Source organism: Streptomyces sp. Je 1-369, from assembly GCF_026810505.1.
Classification (GTDB): domain Bacteria; phylum Actinomycetota; class Actinomycetes; order Streptomycetales; family Streptomycetaceae; genus Streptomyces.
On sequence record NZ_CP101750.1, the window covers coordinates 7642827 to 7661413 of the forward strand.

General features: G+C 71.7%; 15 protein-coding genes and 1 pseudogene. 3 read left to right on the plus strand and 13 right to left on the minus strand.

Features of this window, described 5'->3' with window-relative positions; genetic code table 11:
• Positions 1 to 2: 2 nt before the first annotated feature.
• The 6 genes and pseudogenes from NOO62_RS34150 to NOO62_RS34175 form a co-directional block, all read right to left on the minus strand.
• A pseudogene (locus tag NOO62_RS34150) lies at positions 3 to 836 on the minus strand (alpha/beta fold hydrolase); the annotation flags it as partial.
• A complete protein-coding gene (pcaB, locus tag NOO62_RS34155; RefSeq protein ID WP_268774653.1) occupies positions 833 to 2158 on the minus strand; it encodes a 3-carboxy-cis,cis-muconate cycloisomerase in 1326 nt (441 codons plus the stop codon). The gene pcaB and the pseudogene NOO62_RS34150, both read right to left, overlap by 4 nt.
• Positions 2155 to 2736 carry a protocatechuate 3,4-dioxygenase subunit alpha gene (gene pcaG, locus NOO62_RS34160; protein ID WP_268774654.1) on the minus strand — a complete coding sequence of 194 codons (582 nt, stop codon included), beginning with the start codon at positions 2734 to 2736 and terminating at the stop codon, positions 2155 to 2157. Before pcaG ends, pcaB begins: the two co-directional genes overlap by 4 nt.
• Positions 2737 to 2738: 2 nt before the next feature.
• The gene (pcaH, locus tag NOO62_RS34165; RefSeq protein ID WP_268774655.1) at positions 2739 to 3449 is read right to left on the minus strand and encodes a protocatechuate 3,4-dioxygenase subunit beta; all 711 of its coding nucleotides are present in this window, start codon (positions 3447 to 3449) and stop codon (positions 2739 to 2741) included.
• Complete coding sequence (locus NOO62_RS34170) at positions 3446 to 4129, minus strand: CoA transferase subunit B (RefSeq protein ID WP_268774656.1); 684 nt, start codon at positions 4127 to 4129, stop codon at positions 3446 to 3448. Before NOO62_RS34170 ends, pcaH begins: the two co-directional genes overlap by 4 nt.
• On the minus strand, positions 4129 to 4884 hold the full coding sequence (locus NOO62_RS34175) for a CoA transferase subunit A (protein WP_268774657.1): 756 nt from the start codon (positions 4882 to 4884) through the stop codon (positions 4129 to 4131). The genes NOO62_RS34170 and NOO62_RS34175 overlap by 1 nt, the downstream gene beginning before the upstream one ends.
• A 147-nt stretch (positions 4885 to 5031) precedes the next feature.
• On the opposite strand from NOO62_RS34175, the gene NOO62_RS34180 reads away from it, so the two are divergent.
• Positions 5032 to 5550: a MarR family winged helix-turn-helix transcriptional regulator gene (locus tag NOO62_RS34180; RefSeq protein ID WP_268774658.1), complete on the plus strand. Its 519-nt coding sequence runs from the start codon at positions 5032 to 5034 to the stop codon at positions 5548 to 5550.
• On the opposite strand, the gene NOO62_RS34185 is transcribed toward NOO62_RS34180, so the two are convergent.
• The 3 genes from NOO62_RS34185 to NOO62_RS34195 form a co-directional block, all read right to left on the minus strand.
• Entirely contained in the window at positions 5480 to 6415 is a 936-nt protein-coding gene (locus NOO62_RS34185) for a DUF3048 domain-containing protein (RefSeq protein ID WP_268774659.1), read from the minus strand. The two genes, NOO62_RS34180 and NOO62_RS34185, sit on opposite strands and share 71 nt — an antisense overlap.
• A 54-nt stretch (positions 6416 to 6469) precedes the next feature.
• On the minus strand, positions 6470 to 8308 hold the full coding sequence (locus NOO62_RS34190) for an FAD-dependent oxidoreductase (RefSeq protein ID WP_268774660.1): 1839 nt from the start codon (positions 8306 to 8308) through the stop codon (positions 6470 to 6472).
• Between the two features lie 144 nt (positions 8309 to 8452).
• Complete coding sequence (locus NOO62_RS34195) at positions 8453 to 9523, minus strand: ATP-dependent DNA ligase (RefSeq protein ID WP_268774661.1); 1071 nt, start codon at positions 9521 to 9523, stop codon at positions 8453 to 8455.
• A gap of 189 nt (positions 9524 to 9712) precedes the next feature.
• Here NOO62_RS34195 and NOO62_RS34200 point away from each other — a divergent pair, with 189 nt between their 5' ends.
• The gene (locus NOO62_RS34200; RefSeq protein WP_268774662.1) at positions 9713 to 10102 is read left to right on the plus strand and encodes a peptidase inhibitor family I36 protein; all 390 of its coding nucleotides are present in this window, start codon (positions 9713 to 9715) and stop codon (positions 10100 to 10102) included.
• Positions 10103 to 10126: 24 nt separating this feature from the next.
• Here NOO62_RS34200 and NOO62_RS34205 read toward each other — a convergent pair whose 3' ends face one another.
• Both NOO62_RS34205 and NOO62_RS34210 read right to left on the minus strand, forming a co-directional pair.
• Positions 10127 to 10660 (minus strand): GNAT family N-acetyltransferase, encoded by a 534-nt coding sequence (locus NOO62_RS34205; RefSeq protein ID WP_268774663.1) that lies wholly within the window; start codon positions 10658 to 10660, stop codon positions 10127 to 10129.
• Between the two features lie 55 nt (positions 10661 to 10715).
• Complete coding sequence (locus NOO62_RS34210) at positions 10716 to 12323, minus strand: nitronate monooxygenase (protein ID WP_268774664.1); 1608 nt, start codon at positions 12321 to 12323, stop codon at positions 10716 to 10718.
• A gap of 211 nt (positions 12324 to 12534) precedes the next feature.
• Here NOO62_RS34210 and ligD point away from each other — a divergent pair, with 211 nt between their 5' ends.
• Positions 12535 to 13566, plus strand: coding sequence for a non-homologous end-joining DNA ligase (gene ligD, locus NOO62_RS34215; RefSeq protein WP_268774665.1), 1032 nt, complete (start codon positions 12535 to 12537; stop codon positions 13564 to 13566).
• Positions 13567 to 13623: 57 nt separating this feature from the next.
• Here ligD and NOO62_RS34220 read toward each other — a convergent pair whose 3' ends face one another.
• Positions 13624 to 15852, minus strand: coding sequence for an OmpL47-type beta-barrel domain-containing protein (locus NOO62_RS34220; RefSeq protein ID WP_268775916.1), 2229 nt, complete (start codon positions 15850 to 15852; stop codon positions 13624 to 13626).
• Positions 15852 to 18377 (minus strand): ThuA domain-containing protein, encoded by a 2526-nt coding sequence (locus NOO62_RS34225; protein WP_414930935.1) that lies wholly within the window; start codon positions 18375 to 18377, stop codon positions 15852 to 15854. Before NOO62_RS34225 ends, NOO62_RS34220 begins: the two co-directional genes overlap by 1 nt.
• Between the last annotated feature and the right edge of the window lie 210 nt (positions 18378 to 18587).

Sequence of the window (18587 nt, forward strand, 5' to 3'; positions counted from 1 at the left end):
GCCCCCGGGCCGGGGCCACCCGCGAAGTGCGCGAGCAGCGCTTCCGTGACCGCCTCGGGGCGTTCCGCGGGCGCCAGGTGTGACGCGCCCGCGAGCTCCACCAGGGTGGCGCCCGGCACCCCCTCGGAGATCTCCCGCGCATGGGCAGGAGGCGTCGCGGGGTCCTCGCACCCGGCGACGACCAGCGTGGGCGCGCGGACGGCCGCCAGCGACCCGCGCATGTCGTACGCGGCCAGGGCGTCGCAGCACGCGGCGTACGCGCCGGGGTCGGCCGCCCGGAGGTCCGCCACGAGGCGGGGCACGGCGAACCCGGGCGTGAACCAGCGCCGGGGCGCGGAATCCGCGAGCCCGGCAAGCCCTTCGCGGCGCGCCAGCGCGGCCCGTTCCCGCCACGGCGTGTCCCCGCCGAAGTGGGCCGAGGAACAGACCACCGCGAGCCGCACCACGCGCTCCGGGTGCCGCGCCGCGAGGTGCAGCCCCACGGCGCCGCCGAGCGAGACACCGGCGTACGCGAAGCGGTCGACGCCGAGCGAGTCGGCGAGCGCGAGCACGAGCCCCGCGAGGTCACCGACCGTCGCGCCGGGGCCGATCAGATCGGCGGGGGAGCGTCCGTGCCCCGGCAGGTCCCAGCGCACGACCCGGTGGCGGGCGGAGAGCCCGGGGGCGACGCCGTCCCACAGGGCGGTGGAGGTCCCGAGGGCGGGCCCGAGGAGGACCGGGACGGCGGCACCGACGCCTACAACGTCTTCTGCGTCTCCTCTGCCTTCTCCGCCCTCTCCACGCTCTCCGCCTTCGACGGTGTGATGCGGCAGCTTGCCGTTGAGTCCGGTGGTCAACGTCGCTCCAATGCCCGGTCCGTGAGTTCGCCCGCGTAGCCCGTGTACTGCGCCGGGTCCATGAGCGCCGTCACGTCGAAGTCCCGCAAGGCCGGTTCCTCGGCGAGGACGGCGGCCAACGGGCGGCCCTCGGCGCGGGCGCGTCTCGCGGAGCCGGTCAGCAGTTCCTTCGCTGCGGCGGCGCTGCCGAGTACGGACGTGAGTACCGTCGTCGCCCGCTCCGAGGCGGGCAACCCGCCCGTGAGGGCGAGGTTCTCGCGCATCGCCTCCGTGTGCACGCGCAGGCCTTCGACCAGTTCCGCGCCGTCCCTCGCCGCGCCGCCCGTCAGCCGCAGCAGGTCCCGCAGCGGTTCCCACTCGGCGTGCCAGGCGCCCGCGGGGCGCTCGTCCTCGGCGACGAGGGAGGCGTGCAGCGTGGCCGCGAGGCCGGGTGCCCGGCGGGCGGCGGCCGCGATGAGCGTGGCGCGTACGGGGTTGGCCTTGTGCGGCATCGAGGAGGAGCCGCCGCCCTCGCGTTCGGAGAGTTCGGCGATCTCCGTGCGGGAGAGGGTGAGCACGTCGGCAGCCATCTTGCCGTGCGCACCCGCGGTGAGCGCGAGGGCGGAGGCGAGATCGGCGACAGGCGTGCGGAGGGTGTGCCACGGGAGTGCGGGCGCGCACAGCGCCAGTTCACCCGCGAAGGCCGACGTGAGCGCCTCGCCCGCGCGTCCGCACCCGCCCTCCGTCCGGAACGACGCCAATGTGCCTGCCGCACCGCCCAACTGGACCGGCAGACCCGCGCGCACGTCGATCAGACGGTCCCGCGCGTCGAGGACAAGGGAGCGCCACCCCGCCGCCTTCAGGCCGAACGTCGTCGGGACCGCGTGCTGCGTGAGCGTGCGGCCCGGCATGACCGTGTCCCGGTGCGCCGAGGCAAGGCGGGCCAGCGCACGCTCCGTGCGGGCCAGATCCGTCAGGATCAGGTCCAGCGTCCGCGCGGACAGCAGCATCAACGCCGAGTCCAGGATGTCCTGGCTGGTCGCCCCCCGGTGCACGTGGGCGGCCGCCTCGGCGGGCACCGCCGACCTCAGCGCCGAAACCAGCGGGATCACCGGATTCCCGCCCTCCCGCGCGCGCGACGCGATGTCCTGCACGTCGAACCGGCCGACGTCCGCCGCGACTTCCGTCACGGCCGCCGCCGCGTCCGCGGGGGTCAGCCCCACCACGGCTCGCGCGCGCACCAACGCGGACTCGGCGGCCAGGAGCGCTTCGAGGAAGGCCCGGTCGGACGTCGCGTCGGCCGTCGGTGAACCGACGGAGCCCGGAGAGAACAGGTCACTCATGCGGGCACCGTCGGGAACTCCAGGAAGACGGTTTCGCCGTCTCCTTGGAGGCGGATGTCGAACCGGTACGTCCGCGGCGCCTCGCTCCGGGCGACCAACGTGGCGCGCCGCTCCGCGTCGAGCGAGCCGAGCAGCGCGTCGCCGGGCTCGTCCACCACGTAGGCCCGCGTGTACAGGTGGTGCAGTAGTCCGCGTGCGAAGACGGCGAGCGAGATGTACGAGACGCCGCCCGGCGGCAGCGTCCGCACGGCCCAGTGCCCGTCCGCGTCGGTCGGGACCCGCCCGAACCCGGTGAACGCGACCCCGTCGCGCCCGACGGCCCGTCCCGTCACCGGGTCGTGCCGCAGCGAGCCGGGAACACCGGCGCGTGAGCCGTCGGGTCCGGGCTGCCAGGTCTCGATCAGGGCGTCGGGCACGGGCTGCCCCTCGCCGTCGAGCACGTAACCGTGCAGCGTGATCGTCTCCGGGTCCCCGGCGGGAGCCACGTCGCCGCCGCGCGGGAAGGGCAGCGCGTGGCCGTAGTAGGGGCCGACCGTCTGGGAGGGCGTGGGGGCGTACGACGGATCGGGAGCGGGCACCACTAGTCGTCCTCCTCGAAGAACGTCGCGGACGGGCCGTCCAGGACGATGTCCCAGCGATGGCCGAGCGACCACTCGGGGACGGACAGCTCGTGGTCGTACGCGCAGACGAGCCGCTGCCGCGCCGACTCGTCGCTCACCGAGCGCAGTATCGGGTCGTACGGGAGGAGCGGGTCGCCGGGGAAGTACATCTGCGTGACCAGACGCTGGGCGAACGCCGTGCCGAAGAGCGAGAAGTGGAGATGGGCCGGACGCCACGCGTTGGTGTGGTTGCGCCAGGGGTAGGCGCCCGGCTTGACGGTCGTGAAGGAGTACGCGCCGTCGTCATCGGTCAGACAGCGGCCGAAGCCCGTGAAGTTCGGGTCGAGCGGCGCCGGATGCCGGTCCAGCTGGTGCGCGTACCGGCCCGAGGCGTTGGCCTGCCACAGTTCGACGAGCTGGCCGCGTACGGGCCGCCCCCGGCGGTCGAGGACCCGGCCGCTCACGGTGACGCGCTCACCCAGCGGCTCGCCCGCGTGCTGCCGCGTCAGGTCGCTGTCCAGGGCGGCGACGTCGGTGGCTCCGAAGGCGGGACCACTCAGCTCCACGGCCTCCGGGTCGCGCAGCGGGATCAACGGCTGCTTCGGGTGGCGGAGTCGGGTGCTGCGGTACGGCGGGTAGTCGCGGGGCGGGTGGTGTCCGAACTCCGCCCCGGTGTCGGTGAGGGTGGTCATCTCTTGTGGCTCCGTACGACGAAGTGACGTTCTCCGGCCTGTCGGCGCGGCGCCGCGTGGACCTCCGCCCCGGTCCTCGACACGATCTCCCCGACGGTCACCCCGGGCGCCGTCTCCACCAGCTCCAGGCCACGCCCCGTCACTTCGAGGACGCCGAGGTCGGTGACGATCCGGTCGACGCAGGCCTTGCCGGTGAGCGGCAGCGTGCACGCGTCGAGGATCTTCGGGGAGCCGTCCTTGGCCGTGTGCGTCATGACGACGATGACCGTACGCGCGCCGTGCACGAGGTCCATCGCCCCGCCGATCCCGGTGATCATCCTGCCGGGTACCGCCCAGTTGGCGAGGTCCCCGCGCGCGGAGACCTGCATCGCGCCCAGGACGGCGACGTCGATGTGCCCGCCGCGGATCATCCCGAAGGAGAGCGCCGAGTCGAAGAAGGAGGCGCCGGGCAGCGCCGTCACGGTCTCCTTGCCCGCGTTGATCAGGTCGGCGTCGACCTCTTCCTCGGCGGGGTAGGGCCCCACACCGAGGATGCCGTTCTCCGACTCCAGGATGACTTCGACGCCCGGTGGCAGATGGTTGGGGATCAGCGTGGGCAGGCCGATGCCGAGGTTCACGTACTGCCCGTCGTGGAGTTCGCGCGCGGCGCGGGCGGCCATCTCCTCCCGGGTCCACGCCATCAGCCGCGTACCGTCCGCTTCTCGATCCGCTTCTCCGCCGCCTGCTCGGGAGTGAGCGGCACCACCCGGTGTACGAAGATCCCCGGCAGGTGCACGGCGTCCGGGTCGATGCCGCCCGGCTCCACCAGCTCCTCGACCTCCGCGACCGTCACGCGTCCGGCCATCGCCGCCAGTGGGTTGAAATTGCGGGCGGACCTGCGGAAGACGAGGTTGCCGTGCCGGTCGCCCTTCGCCGCGCGGACCAGCGCGAAGTCGGTGCGGATCGCGTGCTCCAGGACGTAAGGCGTGCCGTCGAACTCCCGCACCTCCTTGGCCGGTGACGCGAGCGCCACCCCGCCGTGCGCGTCGTGGCGCAGCGGTAGCCCGCCGTCGGCGACCTGGGTGCCCACCCCGGCCGGCGTGTAGAACGCCGGGATGCCCGCGCCGCCCGCGCGCAGCCGCTCGGCGAGCGTGCCCTGCGGAATCATCTCGACCTCCAGCTCACCGCCGAGGTACTGCCGTGCGAACTCCTTGTTGGCGCCGATGTAGGAGCCGGTCACGCGGGCGATGCGGCCCGCCGCGAGGAGCACCGTGAGGCCCGAGTCGAGCGCGCCGCAGTTGTTGGACACGATGTGCAGGTCGGAGACGCCCGACGCGTGCAGCGCGCGGATCAGCTCGTTCGGCACGCCGCTGAGCCCGAAGCCGCCGACCGCGACCGACACCCCGTCCCGGACGTCGGCCACCGCCTCGGCAGCCGTGGCCACGACCTTGTCCATCCGCGAGGCCTCCGTATCCCACGATGCTCAGGGCACTGACCATTCCGGCGAGGATAGGCCGGGTGCAACTGTGCTGCAAGAGGGCTGAGTTGAGGTAGGTGGACGAGGCGGTATCGTTCCGTGCACCGACGGATGGAAGGGTTGCCCATGAAGGCCGTGGACCTCGCCACCCACCCCGGGCATCTGGCCCGGCGGCTCCAGCAGGCGCACCACCTCATGTGGAACGCGATGGTGTCCGAGGAGATCACGTCGCCGCAGTACGCCGTCCTCAACGCCCTCGTCGCCGAACCCGGCCTCGATCAGCGCACGGTGGGGGAGCGGGTGGGCCTCGACCGGTCCACCATCGCCGAGGTCGTCGCCCGGCTGATCCGGCGGGAGCTGCTGGCCAAGGTGCGTGATCCGCGGGACGGCCGGCGCTGCCTGCCGCGCGTCACCGACGAAGGGCGGCGCACACACCGCGCGCTGACCGTGCGGACCGCCCGCATGAACCAGGTCCTGCTCGCCCCGCTCTCCACCGAGGAGCAGTCCGTCTTCCTCGACCTGATCCAGCGGGTCGCGGACGCGGCGGAGAGCCTGCGCGACCCCGCCGCCGCGCTCACGCCTTCGCGTACACGACCCACACCTGCCCCTTCGCGAACGGCAGTCGCTTCCCGTCGGCCGTCGTGAACTCCGTGCCGTCCCCGGCCGTCGCACGCTTCCACCGCGCCTTGTAGGCACGCCCGTCCCGCAGCACGCTCGCCGTACCCTCGCCGACCGTCTCGGTGAACGGCGAGACGCTGCCCGCGCGGTCGTGGAAGCGCGACGGCCGCACCTTCACGTACTGCACGACGACCGTCGACGGGCCCAGCTCTTTGCCGCCGGACGTCCGCGCCCGCGTGCCGTCCATCGCGACGCGCCAGCGCCCCTCGTACTCCACCCAGTCGAAGGTGAAGCGCGCCGCGGGGAAGCGGACCGTCCGCCGCGTCTGGGGTGTGCCGCCGTTCGGGCGCGGCCCGAACCGGAACCCCGCGTCGGCCAGGGCACCCTCCCGAGGGTCCACCTTGAGGGCGTCCGGGCGTACGAAGAGGTTGTGCGGCGCGGGCTTTCCGCCGCCCCGGTAGTACGCGCTGCCGGGAGCCCTGCCCGGCGGCAGGGCTCGTACGGGCGCGGCGGCGATCAGGGGCAGGAGCTTGGACTGTGCCCCGGAGAACGCGAGGGCGGGGCGGTCGAACTGGCGCAGGAGTTCGAGGTCCGTCTCGCGTGCGCTGCGCACGGGGCCGATGGCGGGCGGCAGATGGGAGGCGTAGACCGCCATGAGGCGGCTGAGGCCCGCCTCCACCTGCTCCACGTAGACGACGTCCGCGGCGTCCAGGCCGGTCTGCGGGCGTGCCGGGGCGACGTTGTCGATCTTCACGGCGAGCACGTCGCCGCCCTTCCCCGACGCATGCTTTCCGTCTGCGGGCTCGATCGTGCAGCCCGACACCAGGGCGGCGACGACGACCGCCACCGCCCCGGTTCCGGTCCAGGCCCTTGTACGCGTCCGCCGTCTCATGGGGAAGTCCTACCCCGAACGCGGCCATAACCGCAGCCCCTCGAAGACAGCCTCTCAGCCCAGATCGAGGGCGTTGCGCAGACCGAGCCGGTAACGGGTGCGGTCGACGCGCTTGAGGGCCTCGATCGCCGGGACGCGGTACAACGGCGTCACCGTGCACGGTTCGTGCCCCGAACCCGCCTGTTCGAGCAGGGCGTTGACGGCCTGGCGGGCCGACGCGTTGGCGCCCTCCATCGTCGCGAGGTCGATGTCCACGGAGACGTAGTCGCCGGAGAGGAAGAGGTTCGGGATCTTCGTCGCGGCCGACGGTCGGTTGTGGAAGGTGCCCACGGGGTGGATGAGGAGCTGGTCCTCGTTGGTGGGGTTCGGCGTGCCGAGGCCGTCGACGCCCGGGTCGAGGAACCACGAGTGCAGCTTGCTGTCGCTGAGGACCGTCTTGCCGGTGTCGTTGAGGGCGGCCTTGAGCTGCGCCCACACCTCCTTCGCCACCTCGTCGCGGGTGCACTGCTTGGCGGTCTTGCCGTACAGGATCCCCGGCTTGTCCCATTCGGAGATGTCGACCGACAGGCACTCGACCGCGACGCCGTCGCCGTAGTCGGCGGGGAAGTCCCGATCGGGCCAGTGCCCCGCCTGGGCGATGCCGGTCAGGGACCACGGCGAGTCGATGAGGTTGAAGTGGCCCTTCACGACGGCCGGGCGCTCCGTCAGATAGAACTGGATGCCCGTCATCCAGTCCGTCTCCAGCTTGTCGCAGCGAGCCAGCTGCGGGTCGGCCGCCTTGAGCGCCGCGCTCCACGTGCGGCGCGCGTGCTCCACCGGCATGGCCTGCACGTAGTGGTCGGCGGTGATGTCACGTCGTACGCCGTCGGGGTCCTCGACGACGGTCTTCGTGATGCGGCCGCCGCCGAAGCCCAGCTCACGCACGGTCCAGCCGATGCGGAACGCCACGCCCAGCGACTTCAGGTGGGTGACCCAGGGGTCGATCCACGCCTCGTTGGTCGGCGCGTTCAGGATGCGGTCGGGCGGGCCGTCCGCGCCCTGCCCGAGCGCGTTGAGGACGAAGGCCTCGCCGAGCGTGCCGACGGTGCGGGTGCTGGCCTCCTCGGCCTTGGTCGCCACGATGTTGCGGGTCACGCCGATCACCAGGATGCGCTGGTAGTCCTTGGACATCCGCGCGGCGCGGGTGAACTCCCACCAGGGCGTCGACTCCCAGTCGTCGTCCCGGCGTTCGTCGCAGCTCGTGAAGAAGACGAGGGCGCGGTTCACGAAGTACGCGGCCTCGTGGGCCGGCAGGTTGAACGCGGTGTCGAGCAGCGCGGTGAGCGCCCGCCGGATGTCGTCCAGGGTGAGCTTCTCCGGCTCGTGGCCGGGCCACGGGATCGGCATCCTGATGTCCTCGCGGCCGGTGCGCGCGAACGACATCTCGCGGGGCGCGATCAGGTTGTCCCACACGCCGTTCGCGTTACCGGGGAACGGGATGCGGCGCATCGTGTCCGGCAGGTTGTGGTAGATGCCCGGGATGAAACGGAAGCCGTGCTCGCCGGGCAGCGGCTTGCGGTTGCCCTTCGCGCTGTCCGGTACGTCCATGCTGCGGGCCTTGCCGCCGAGCGCCCTGCGTTCGTAGACGGTGACCGCGAAGCCGCGCTCCGCCAGCTCGTGGGCCGCGGTGAGTCCGGCGACGCCGCCGCCGAGGACCGCCACGGTCGGCTTCGCCCGCGGTGCGTCCGCGGCGCCCGGCGCGGCCGCCGCGGCGGGCGGTGCCCCCGCTCCCACTCCCAGCGCGGCCGCCCCGCCGACCGCCGCGGCCCCCGCGACGAACCCCCGCCGCGTACTTCCCGCCGTGTTTCCGTCCGTGTTTCCATCCGCGCTTGCTCCGGCACGACTGTGCCCCATGCCCCGCCCCCATTACCGTCGGTAACTGACGTGTCAGGCGCAGGAGCCTACGGTCACGGCCCAAGGGGCGGAAGAGACGGGGGAGCCGAAGAGAACATTGGCGTGATCGGAGTGGTGTGTGGCGTGGCGATGAGGCCCGGTCCGTCAGTCGGTCGAGCCCAGCACGTCGTCGAGCGCGTGCCGCACCGGCTGCTCCAGCTGGGCGTACGTGCAGCTCTCCGGGGTGCGGTCCGCCCGCCACCTGCGGAAGGCCGCCGTGTGGCGGAAGCGCTGCCCGTTCTCCATGTGGTCGTACGCCACCTCGCAGACCCGCTCCGGCCGCAACGGCACCCAGGACAGGTCCTTCTTGCCCGACCAGCGGCTCGGGGCGCCAGGCATACGGGCCGTCTCGTGGGCCGTCTCGTCCGTCCAGGACGCCCACGGGTGACCGGCCGCCGACTCCATCCGCAGCGGCTCCAGTTCCTCGATGAGCTCGGCGCGACGCTGCATCGAGAACGCCGCGCACACGCCCACGTGCTGCAGGGCGCCCCCGTCGTCGTACAGCCCGAGCAGCAGCGAGCCGACGACGGGCCCGCTCTTGTGGAAGCGGTAGCCCGCGACCACGCAGTCCGCCGTGCGCTCGTGCTTGATCTTGAACATGAGGCGCTCGTTCTGGCGGTAGCGCAGGTCCAGGGGTTTGGCGATGACGCCGTCGAGGCCCGCGCCCTCGAACTGCTCGAACCAGACGTGTGCCACATCGGGGTCGGTGGTCGCCGGGGCCAGGTGTACCGGCGCCGTGACGCCGGAGAGGGCCTTCGCCAGCAGGGCGCGCCGGTCGGACAGGGGTACGTCGAGCAGCGCCTCGTCCGCCAGCGCGAGCAGGTCGAACGCCACGAAGGAGGCGGGGGTGCGCTCGGCGAGCGTGGCGACGCGGGACGCGGCGGGGTGGATGCGCTCCGAGAGTGCGTCGAAGTCGAGGCGCCCGTCCTTGGCGATCACGATCTCGCCGTCCATGACGCACCGCTCCGGCAGCCGTTCGCGCAGCGCGGCCACCAGCTCGGGGAAGTAGCGCGTCAGGGGCTTGCCGGTGCGGCTGCCGAGTTCGAGCTCGTCCCCGTCACGGAACACGATCGCGCGGAACCCGTCCCACTTGGCCTCGTACTGCATGCCCGGCGGGATCTTCTTCACGGGCTTGGCGAGCATGGGCTTCACGGGCGGCATGACCGGCAGATCCATGAGGCAAATCTAGGCGGCACCCCGGCGGACCGCCTGTTCGGCAGGGGTGCCCGACTCACTCACTCGCGTTGACCCCTGCCCCAAAGAGTCATTCGTCCAGGTGATGGCGAGCGTCACGGGCAGGGTGCGGGCCACCGGGCGGGCATAGGCCGGGCGACCATGCCGCTCCGCACACCGGAGGCCTCACCCATGACCCGAAAGCGTGTCTTCGCCTGGACGGCGATCACCGTCCTCCTCGCCGGCTTCGGCACCGTCGCACCGGCCGCCCAGGCTGCCGCCCCCACCCCGACGACGGCGGCCGCGGCCCCGCGGGACTGCGCGCCCGACCTCGTCTGTTTCTACACAGAGCCGAACTACCGGGGCCGCCGGTTCGACTACCACGACCCGCAGTGGCACACCTGCCACCTCGTGGAGACCATCCAGCCGGGCCACATCAAGGCCACCCGCTCGGTATGGAACAACGACGACCAGGGCTGGACGTTCTACAACTCCTCAGGGGGATGCTGGGGCAACAACGAGAACTGGACCGTCCGGCCGGGCCGGGGTCAGGCCAATATGGAGGCCTACTTCTGGAACTGACCCCTGGGCCCACCGTGCTCCCCGTCAGGCCTCGTACTCGGTGAGGTCGATGGAGTGGACGTGCAGGGCGTGGCCGGACACCGGGTGGGTGGTCTCGCGGTCCGGGACCATGCCGAGCTTCCGGATGACGTTGGCGGAGGTCTCGTTGCCGATCCGGTCGATGCTGATGACGCGGTCGAGGCCGCGGTCCTGGAGGGCGAACTCCAGGGTGGCCTGCGCGGCCTCGGACGCGTAGCCCTGGCCCCAGAACTGGGAGCCGAGCCGCCAGCTGATCGCGACGGCCGGCAGGACCTCGGGCAGGAACTCGGGGACGGAGAGGCCGGTGAAGCCGATGAGCTCGCCGGAGGCGAGGAGTTCGACGGCGAAGAGCCCGAAGCCCTCGTCGTCCCACTCCTCCTCCCAGCGCTCGATGTCCTCGGCGGTCCGGTCCAGGTCGTGCACGGGGCCGCCCTCGACCCAGTGCATGACCCGCGGGTCCGCATTGATGTCCGCCATGGGTGCGAGGTCGTCGTCGTGCCAGCGGCGCAGGAGGAGGCGGGGGGTGCGGATCTCGGTCATGGCCCCCATCCTGCCGAAGGCGGGACCACCTGCGAAATCGGCCCCCATTCGGACCTCATTCGGGCGGGCGGGTGCCGCGTCGCCACGGAGCCGGTGTCGGCGCCCGGTCCGCGTGCCTCCCCGTCAGCCACTCCACCACCTCGACCGCCCGGTAGGGACCGCCCTCCGGGCTCAGGTCCGCCACGAAGTCCAGGTCCTGGCCCAGGGTGACGACCGGTGGCTCGTCGCGTCCGGCGGGGTGGCGCTGGCCGAGTCCGACGGCGGCCAGCAGCCCGTTGCACAGGCACAGGCGGCCCTCCGCGTCGTCGACGCCGCCCTTGCGGCGGTAGGCGGCCTCCGGCTCGGCGGGGCAGCGGTAGCCGACGGCGCCCTTGGCGGTGCGGTGGGGGACGCGCAGGTAGCCGAGGTCGCACACGCGGCGCCGGGCCGCACGGACCGCGGGGTCGGACAGCGTGCCCGGCACCCCGGCGACCTTGAAGGGGAAACCCGTGGGGGACGCCATCGGGTCGTTGCGCACCCGCAGCGTCCCGGCGCGTGCCCGCGTCCGCAGCGCCTCGCGAAGCCCGGGCTCCAGGCCCGACTCCTCGCACAGCGCGAACGCGCTGCCGACCTGCACTCCGGCCGCGCCCATGGCCCGCGCCGCCGCGAGCCGTGCGGGGTGGGCGGCGCCACCGGCGAGCCAGAAGGGGACGCCGATCCCCGCCATCTTCGCGAGGTCGGGGTGATCGCGCGGGCCGTAGACGGGTTCTCCGTGCGCGTCGAGCCGCAGGGCGCCCCGGGGCGGAGCGCTGTGGCCGCCCGCGCCATGCGTCTCGATGACGAATCCGTCGGGCGCCGTCGCCGCGTCGCGGGCCAGGTACGAGGCCAGGAGCGGCAGCGACACGATGGCGAGCACGTCCGGGCGGGGCAGGGGCCGGGCAGGACAGCCGCGCCCCGCCCCCTTGTATGCATCCACCCCCGCACCCTTGTATGCATCCGCACCCGCACCCGCACCCACATTCGCCCCTGCCCCCACATTCGCCCCCGCACCCACCCCGAACCCCGTCCGCCCCAGCAGAGCCCCCGGGTCGAAGTGATGCTCGTAGTCCTCCTCGGTGCCGTCGAACCGGACCCGCACGGTCACCTGCTCCCTCCGCGCGAGCCGCCGCGCCAGCTCGGGCACGTGTCCCGGCACGCCCGCGCCCACCAGGACGTAGTCCACGCCTGCGAGCATCGCGCCGAACATGCCGGGCGCGAGGCCCAGTTGGACCTTCTCCAGGTAGTTGATCCCGACCGGGCCCTCGTGTCCCTCCTTGGCGAGCCACACCTCCACGAAGTTTCCGAGCACCGTGAGCAGTTCGGCCTGCTCCCCGTGCTCGACCCGGAGCATCGGCTGCGCGCGGAAACGCTCTCCCGCCGCGACACCGCCCTCTACGTAGAAACGGTCCAGGACGGCGGACGCCAACTCCGGTACGGGGAAGGCCGCGAGGGCGCGGCGCACGTCGCCGTCCGGGTCGCCGAGCTGGAGGCGGCGGGTCAGGAGTGCGTCGAGTGCCGTGCCCGACACGACGCCGAGCTGTCCGACGGAGCTGACGGCGCGGGCCAGCCGCCAGCCGGAGACGCCGACGCCCATTCCGCCCTGGATGACCTCCGGCAGTTCTCCGCCCACCATGACCTTCGGCATACCGCGCCACCTCGCTGCTCGAACTCCACAACCTACGGTTCCGTAGGTTCGGTCGGAGGTTCAGTCTTTGCCACCCGGCTCCGTGGACTCCCCGCCGGAAGGCCCGAGTGGTGGTGACGAAAGACCTCCGGGCGGTGGCCCCAGGGCCCGCGTCGCGGCGGGCGCGGCGCCCGATGTGCGGCGAATGTCCCTGCCGCTTAGCGTGGCTCGCATGGGTGCAGCCAAGGGTAAGAGCGCGGCCGTGGACATCGACACGGGGGAGCGGACGGTGCGTCTCTCCAGCCCGGACCGGGTGGTCTTCCCGGAGCGCGGCTTCACCAAGCTCGACGTCGCCGAGTACTTCGTGGCCGTCGGCCCCGGCATCCTGCGCGCCCTGCGCGACCGCCCCACCACCCTGCAGCGCTACCCGGAAGGGGCGGCCGGCGAGTTCTTCTACCAGAAGCGTGCCCCGAAGAACCACCCCGACTGGATCCCCACCGCCACCATCGCCTTCCCCAGCGGCCGCACCGCCGACGAGATGTGCCCCACGGAGGTGGCCGCCGTCATCTGGGCGGCCCAGTACAACACCCTCACCTTCCACCCCTGGCCCGTGCGCGGCGACGACCTCGACCACCCCGACGAACTCCGCATCGACCTCGACCCGCAGCCCGGCACCGACTACGCGGACGCGGTCCGCGCCGCCCATGAACTGCGGGCGTTGCTCGACGAGTTCGGGGGCCTCGAAGGCTGGCCCAAGACGTCCGGCGGGCGCGGGCTGCACGTCTTCGTGCCCATCGAGCCGCGCTGGACCTTCACGCAGGTGCGGAGGTCGGCCATCGCCGTCGGACGGGAACTGGAGCGGCGGATGCCGGACGCCGTCACGACGGCGTGGTGGAAGGAGGAGCGGGGGGAGCGGATCTTCGTGGACTACAACCAGACGGCCAGGGACCGCACCATCGCCTCCGCCTACTCGCTCCGCGCCCGCCCGCACGCCCCCGTGTCGGCGCCCCTGCGCTGGGACGAGGTCGAGGACGCGCGCCCCGAGGACTTCGACCTCGCCACCATGCCGCGGCGCTTCGCCGAGGTCGGCGACGTCCACGCGGGCATGGACGAGCACCGGCACTCGCTGGAGGCGCTCCTCGCCCTCGCCGACCAGGACGAGCGGGACCACGGCCTCGGAGACCTGCCGTATCCGCCGGAGTACCCGAAGATGCCGGGGGAGCCGAAGCGGGTGCAGCCGAGCCGCGCGAAGCACGAGGAGTAGCGGCGCCCCCGTCCCGGGCGGGACGGGGGCGCCGACACGACGGGGCGGGAACCGGGGCTACAGCTCCTTGATCCTGATGTCGCGGTACGACACCACGTCCGTCACACCGTGGACCTGTAGCCCGACGTAGCCGGACGCGTACCTGCGGCCGTCCGTGCCCGGGTCGTCACCGCGCGGCGGCGTGAACTCCTGGCCGCCGGTGTTGTCGAACTCGTTGATCAGGGCACCGTTGCGGTAGATCGAGTAGTGCTGGTCCACCACCTTGATCTCGTAGTCGTTCCACGTGCCCTTCGGGGTGACACCGGCGCCGGCCAGGCCCACCCGGTCGAAGCCGTAGATCGACCCGGTCTTGTACATGTCGCCGTCGGGGCGGTCGTGGATCTGCACCTCATGCCCGTACTTGATGGCGACCCACTCCGGACGCGACTCCTCCGGGTGGTCGTGGACCTGCGGGAAGCGCGTGAAGACACCGCCGTTGGTGTTCCCGTTTCCCGGCGCGTCGTCCCGCCACTGCAGCTTCAGCGAGAAGTCGCCGTACTTGCGCTCGGGAAACCACAGCATGCCCATGCCCTGGACCGACGTGGAGCTGGTGATCGAGCCGTCGACGTTGAGGCCGAACCTGCCGCCGCCCACCTGCTCCCACTGGTCGAGGGACTTCTGCGTGCCGTCGAAGAGCTTGCGGTAGCCCTCCGTCCGGCCGGGCTTGCCGATGCCGGACTGCTTGGCCGCGCGGTTGATCTTGTTGTACTCGCGCTGGTCGATCTCACCCGCCCTGAGGAGCTTGTCCGTCACGGCTTTCACGTGCTTCAGGAAGAGCGCGTGTGAGGTCCACTCCTTCTCGTCCTCGATCAGCTCGCCCACCCGGCAGCGGTTGTTCGTGACCCGGTTCGGGATGCCCGTGTCGACCGTGCCCACGAACACCGTCAACCGCTCGTCGTACTCGGGGCAGTCGGGGGCCGGTACGCCGCCGCCCTCGGCCACCGTGAAGGAGGCGGTCCTCGCCTCCGACGCGTTGCCCGCCTTGTCGTTCGCCCGGTACGCCACGGTGTGGCGCCCCACGCGGTCGACGACGACCGGCGCCTCGTACGCGAGGTAAGGGCCGCCGTCCAGGGAGTACTCGACCCTGTCGACCCCCGAACCGGTGTCCGTGGCGGTGACCGTCACCTTCGCCTTGCCGAGGTAGGCGCCGTCCGAGTCCTTGCTGCCCTCGACCTTCGCCGACGTCTCCGGCGGTGTCCTGTCCTCGACGGGCGGCGCGACGACGGTGAAGTCGACGGCCTTCTCGGCGGCCTGGTTGCCCGCTTTGTCGGAGGCGCGGAAGCGGACCTTGTGGGCGCCCACCTCGTGGACCATCACCGGCGCGGTGTACGCGGTCCAGGCGCCGTCACCGAGCGCGTACTCGATCTTGTTGACGCCGGAGCCGGTGTCGGACGCGGTCACCGTGACCGTCGCCATCCCGACGTACTGCCCCTGGTCGTTCTTCTCGCCGGTCACCGTGCCCGATGTCTCCGGAGGCGTCTTGTCGTCCGTCGGCGGCGCGACGACCTTGAAGTCGGCCGCCTTCTCCGCGGACACGTTGCCCGCCTTGTCGGTGGCCCGGTAGCGGATCGTGTGGGTGCCGACCTTGTCGACGACCACGGGCGCGGTGTACGGCTGCCACGCGCCGTCCGCCCCCACCGCGTACTCGACCTTGTCGACGCCCGAACCCTCGTCCGTCGCCGTCACGGCCACCGTCGCCGAACCGACGTACGCGCCGTCGGCGTTGGTGGTCCCGTCCACCTTCGCCGCGGCCTCCGGCGCCTTGGTGTCCTCGCCGCCGCCCTCGGTAACGACCAGGATGCCCTGCATCGAACCGTGGCCAGGGATGGTGCAGTGGTAGCGGTAGCGGCCCGGGGTGAGCGTCACCTCGGCGGTGTGCTTGCCGCCCTTGTCGTCATTGGGGTTGGCGAGGATGTTGAGCGTGACGTCGTTGTTGTACTCCGGGTCGGAGGCGTCGAACGTCAGCGTGTGCGGCATGCCGGTCGTGTTGCCGGTCGCCTCGCTGTTCTCGAACACGATCGTCGTCGGGCCCGCCACCGCCGTCGTCGGCGCCGACTTGTACTTGGAGATGTCGTTGTCGGCGGTCCAGGTGAGCGTCTGCGCCTGCGCGGCGGTTCCGGTGTCGTCGGGGCGGGCCACCGCCGCCGTCGACGTCAGGCCGAGCACCATCAGGAGCGCGGCGAACAGTGCCGTATACAGTCTTCGTTTCTGGGCGGACCGTGAGAACCGCTGCGTAGGAGATCGCATCATCCCGCCTTCCTGGCCAGGTCGTCGGCGGCCGGTGTCGCCGCCCCGCCCTTGTACGTCACGCGCCACAGCGCCGACTTGGAGTCCGAGGTGAAGAAGCCGCGGCCGTAGTCGAGGACGTACAGCGAGCCGTCCGGCGCGAACTTCCAGTCCATGAGGTTCTTGATGCCGTCGTTGCCGATCGGAATGATCTTCTTCAGCGACTCGGCGTGGACGGGCAGACCGCCCTTGCCGACCGTCTTCGGATCCGTCACCACCGCGTGCCGCGGCTGGTCGGAGTCGTAGAAGTCACCGACGAACCACTTGCCGTCCCAGTAGGCGGGCCACTTGTCGGCGCCGGCGTTCGCCGCGTCGAAGCGGTAGACCGGGCCGTTCATCGTGGCCTGGCCGCCGCCCTTGAGCCACGGCAGGAGAATCTTCTGCTCCGCCGCCTTGTAGCTCGGCACGCCCTTCGCGTCGCGCGGGTAGTCGACGCCGCCGCCCTGCGGCGAGTACCAGATGTTGTTCGGCTCGGCCGGCGGGATGTTCACCAGGCCGTCGTTGTTCGGCGACTCGTTCTTGAGGTTCTCGCAGTCGTACCAGCCGAGCGGCTTCGTCGGGTCCGGCAGATTGCGGTCGCGGTAGGGCTGGTTGTTGCCCATGCAGTACGGCCAGCCGCGGTTGGAGGCATGGGTGATCGCCGCGAACGTGTCGTACTTCGCGGGGCCCCACGTCGTCGACGGCGCGCCCGCGTCCGGTCCTACCCAGCCCGCGTACAGCGTGTCCGTCTTCTTGTCGATCGAGATGCGCGCCGGATTCCTGACGCCCATCACATAGATCTCACCGCGTGTCTTGCCGCCGCCCTCGTCCGGCTCCTTGCCGGTGAAGAGGTTGCCATCGGGGAGCGTGTACGTCCCGTCGGCCTCCGGATGGATGCGCAGGATCTTGCCGTTGAGGTTGTTGGTGTTGCCGGCCGTGCGGCGCGCGTCGGCGAACGAGACGCCCTTGAAGTTCGGCTGCGGGTTGTTGCCCGAGTAACCGTCCGAGAACTGCGAGGAGTTGTTGTCACCCGTCGCGATGTAGAGGTTGTTCTTGGAGTCCCAGGCCATGCCGCCGCCCGCGTGGCAGCAGCTGTGGATCTGCACCGGCCACTTCAGGAGCACCTTCTCGCTGCCCATGTCGAGCTTGCCCGTGCCCTGGTCGTAGGTGAACCGGGAGACGTACCGCTCCGCCATGTGCGTCTCGCGGTTGATCTTCGAGTGGGGCGTGTAGTGCAGGTACACCCACCCGTTCTGCTCGAACTTCGGGTCGAGCTCGATGCCGAGGAGGCCCTCCTCGACCTTGATCAGCTCGTCGCCACCGCCCTTGTTGCCGAAGACGGTCAGCGCGCCCGCGAGCGTCGACTTCTTGGTCTTCGGGTCGTAGACGTGGATCTCGCCCGTGCCCTTGCCGATGTCCGGGTTGTTCCAGTCGGTGATGACGGGCTGCGAGGAGTCGGCGCCGCCGCGGCCGATGTGGAAGACCTTGCCGTCGGGCGCGGTGACCAGGCCGTGCGGCTCGCCGATCTGGTCGTTCCTGCCCGGCTGGTTGGCCTGGGTGAGCCGCTCCGCCTTGTAGTTGGCGTTGATCGTCGCCCGGCAGTCGGCACGCGCGATGCGGGTGGTCCACAGCAGGGCGCCGCGCAGATGGCTGCGGAAGTCCGCTTCGTCGTACGACGCCGCCGTGCCGCCCATGCCCGTGTAGAAGGAGCGTCCGCCGTCGTAGTCACGGCACCAGGACACCGGGTGGTCCCAGCCGTTCTTGCCCGCGCCCGGCTGGTAGGTCGACTCGCGGACGCGGGCGACCGTGTGGACGTCGCCCGAAGGGTTCTTCGTCCAGTTCAGCCACCGGTCGGGGCGCTTCCACTGGAGCGGCAGGCCCTTGGTCGCGGGGTGCTCGCGGTCGCCGACCTCGACGGTGGCGCGCTGGACGCCGTCCGGGCTCGCGTCGGCGGGGCGGGCGCCGATCAGGCCGGTGAACCAGCTCGAGTACGGCTCGGCGCGGGCCGCGTCGTGGATGCCGAGGAAGCCGCCGCCGGCCTCCATGTAGGCCTCGAGGCCCGCTTCCTGCTCGGCGTCGAGGACATCGCCGCCGCCGGTGAGGAAGGCGACGGCGTTGAACTTGCCGAGCCTCCTCTCGTCGGTGAAGACGGACGCGTCGTCCGTCGCCACGATCTTGAACCGTTCGGCCGCGGGGCCCGACTGCCCGATCTTCTCGATGGCCTCGATGCCCGCGTTGACGACGGGCGACTCGTCGCCGCCCGCCGCCGAACCGTGGAAGACCAGGACCTTGACGTTGGCCCCGCCGGGCGGCGAGGGCAGGGACATCGTTGTCAACGACGGCTCCGGGTACGGCCGCGCGGACGCGGCCTGCGCGGAGAGCGCCCCGGTGACCATGACGCCGGACAGCAGCGCGGCCGCCCAGGCCCGGCGCCCGCGGTCCGGTCTGCGTCGATTTCTGCTCAACCCTCGTACGGTCAAGGGCTCTTGATGCGGTGTGCGCCGCATGAGTACACCCACCCCTCGTCGGTCACAGCAACAGCGCCGACGAAGCTAGACCTCTTTTCGCGCCCCGCCAATAGGTATCACCGCGATAGCACCAACTTTGTCCTGCGTGTGGATAAACAAAGATCCGGCCGATACCGTGTGGCCGTCCCCGGGGCCTCCTGCGCCCCGTCAGTCTCCGTACCGCAGTGGGGAGTTCGTCATGGACCGATC

Coding starts and splice junctions, on each gene's coding strand:
- NOO62_RS34225 (WP_414930935.1), bottom strand. CDS start 18,377: ATGCGGCGCACACCGCATCAAGAGCCCTTGACCGTACGAGGGTTGAGC.
- NOO62_RS34220 (WP_268775916.1), bottom strand. CDS start 15,852: ATGCGATCTCCTACGCAGCGGTTCTCACGGTCCGCCCAGAAACGAAGA.
- NOO62_RS34195 (WP_268774661.1), bottom strand. CDS start 9,523: ATGGATCTGCCGGTCATGCCGCCCGTGAAGCCCATGCTCGCCAAGCCC.
- NOO62_RS34170 (WP_268774656.1), bottom strand. CDS start 4,129: ATGGCGTGGACCCGGGAGGAGATGGCCGCCCGCGCCGCGCGCGAACTC.
- ligD (WP_268774665.1), top strand. CDS start 12,535: ATGGGTGCAGCCAAGGGTAAGAGCGCGGCCGTGGACATCGACACGGGG.
- NOO62_RS34180 (WP_268774658.1), top strand. CDS start 5,032: ATGAAGGCCGTGGACCTCGCCACCCACCCCGGGCATCTGGCCCGGCGG.
- pcaB (WP_268774653.1), bottom strand. CDS start 2,158: ATGAGTGACCTGTTCTCTCCGGGCTCCGTCGGTTCACCGACGGCCGAC.
- NOO62_RS34200 (WP_268774662.1), top strand. CDS start 9,713: ATGACCCGAAAGCGTGTCTTCGCCTGGACGGCGATCACCGTCCTCCTC.
- NOO62_RS34210 (WP_268774664.1), bottom strand. CDS start 12,323: ATGCCGAAGGTCATGGTGGGCGGAGAACTGCCGGAGGTCATCCAGGGC.
- NOO62_RS34190 (WP_268774660.1), bottom strand. CDS start 8,308: ATGGGGCACAGTCGTGCCGGAGCAAGCGCGGATGGAAACACGGACGGA.
- NOO62_RS34175 (WP_268774657.1), bottom strand. CDS start 4,884: ATGGACAAGGTCGTGGCCACGGCTGCCGAGGCGGTGGCCGACGTCCGG.
- pcaH (WP_268774655.1), bottom strand. CDS start 3,449: ATGACCACCCTCACCGACACCGGGGCGGAGTTCGGACACCACCCGCCC.
- NOO62_RS34185 (WP_268774659.1), bottom strand. CDS start 6,415: ATGAGACGGCGGACGCGTACAAGGGCCTGGACCGGAACCGGGGCGGTG.
- NOO62_RS34205 (WP_268774663.1), bottom strand. CDS start 10,660: ATGACCGAGATCCGCACCCCCCGCCTCCTCCTGCGCCGCTGGCACGAC.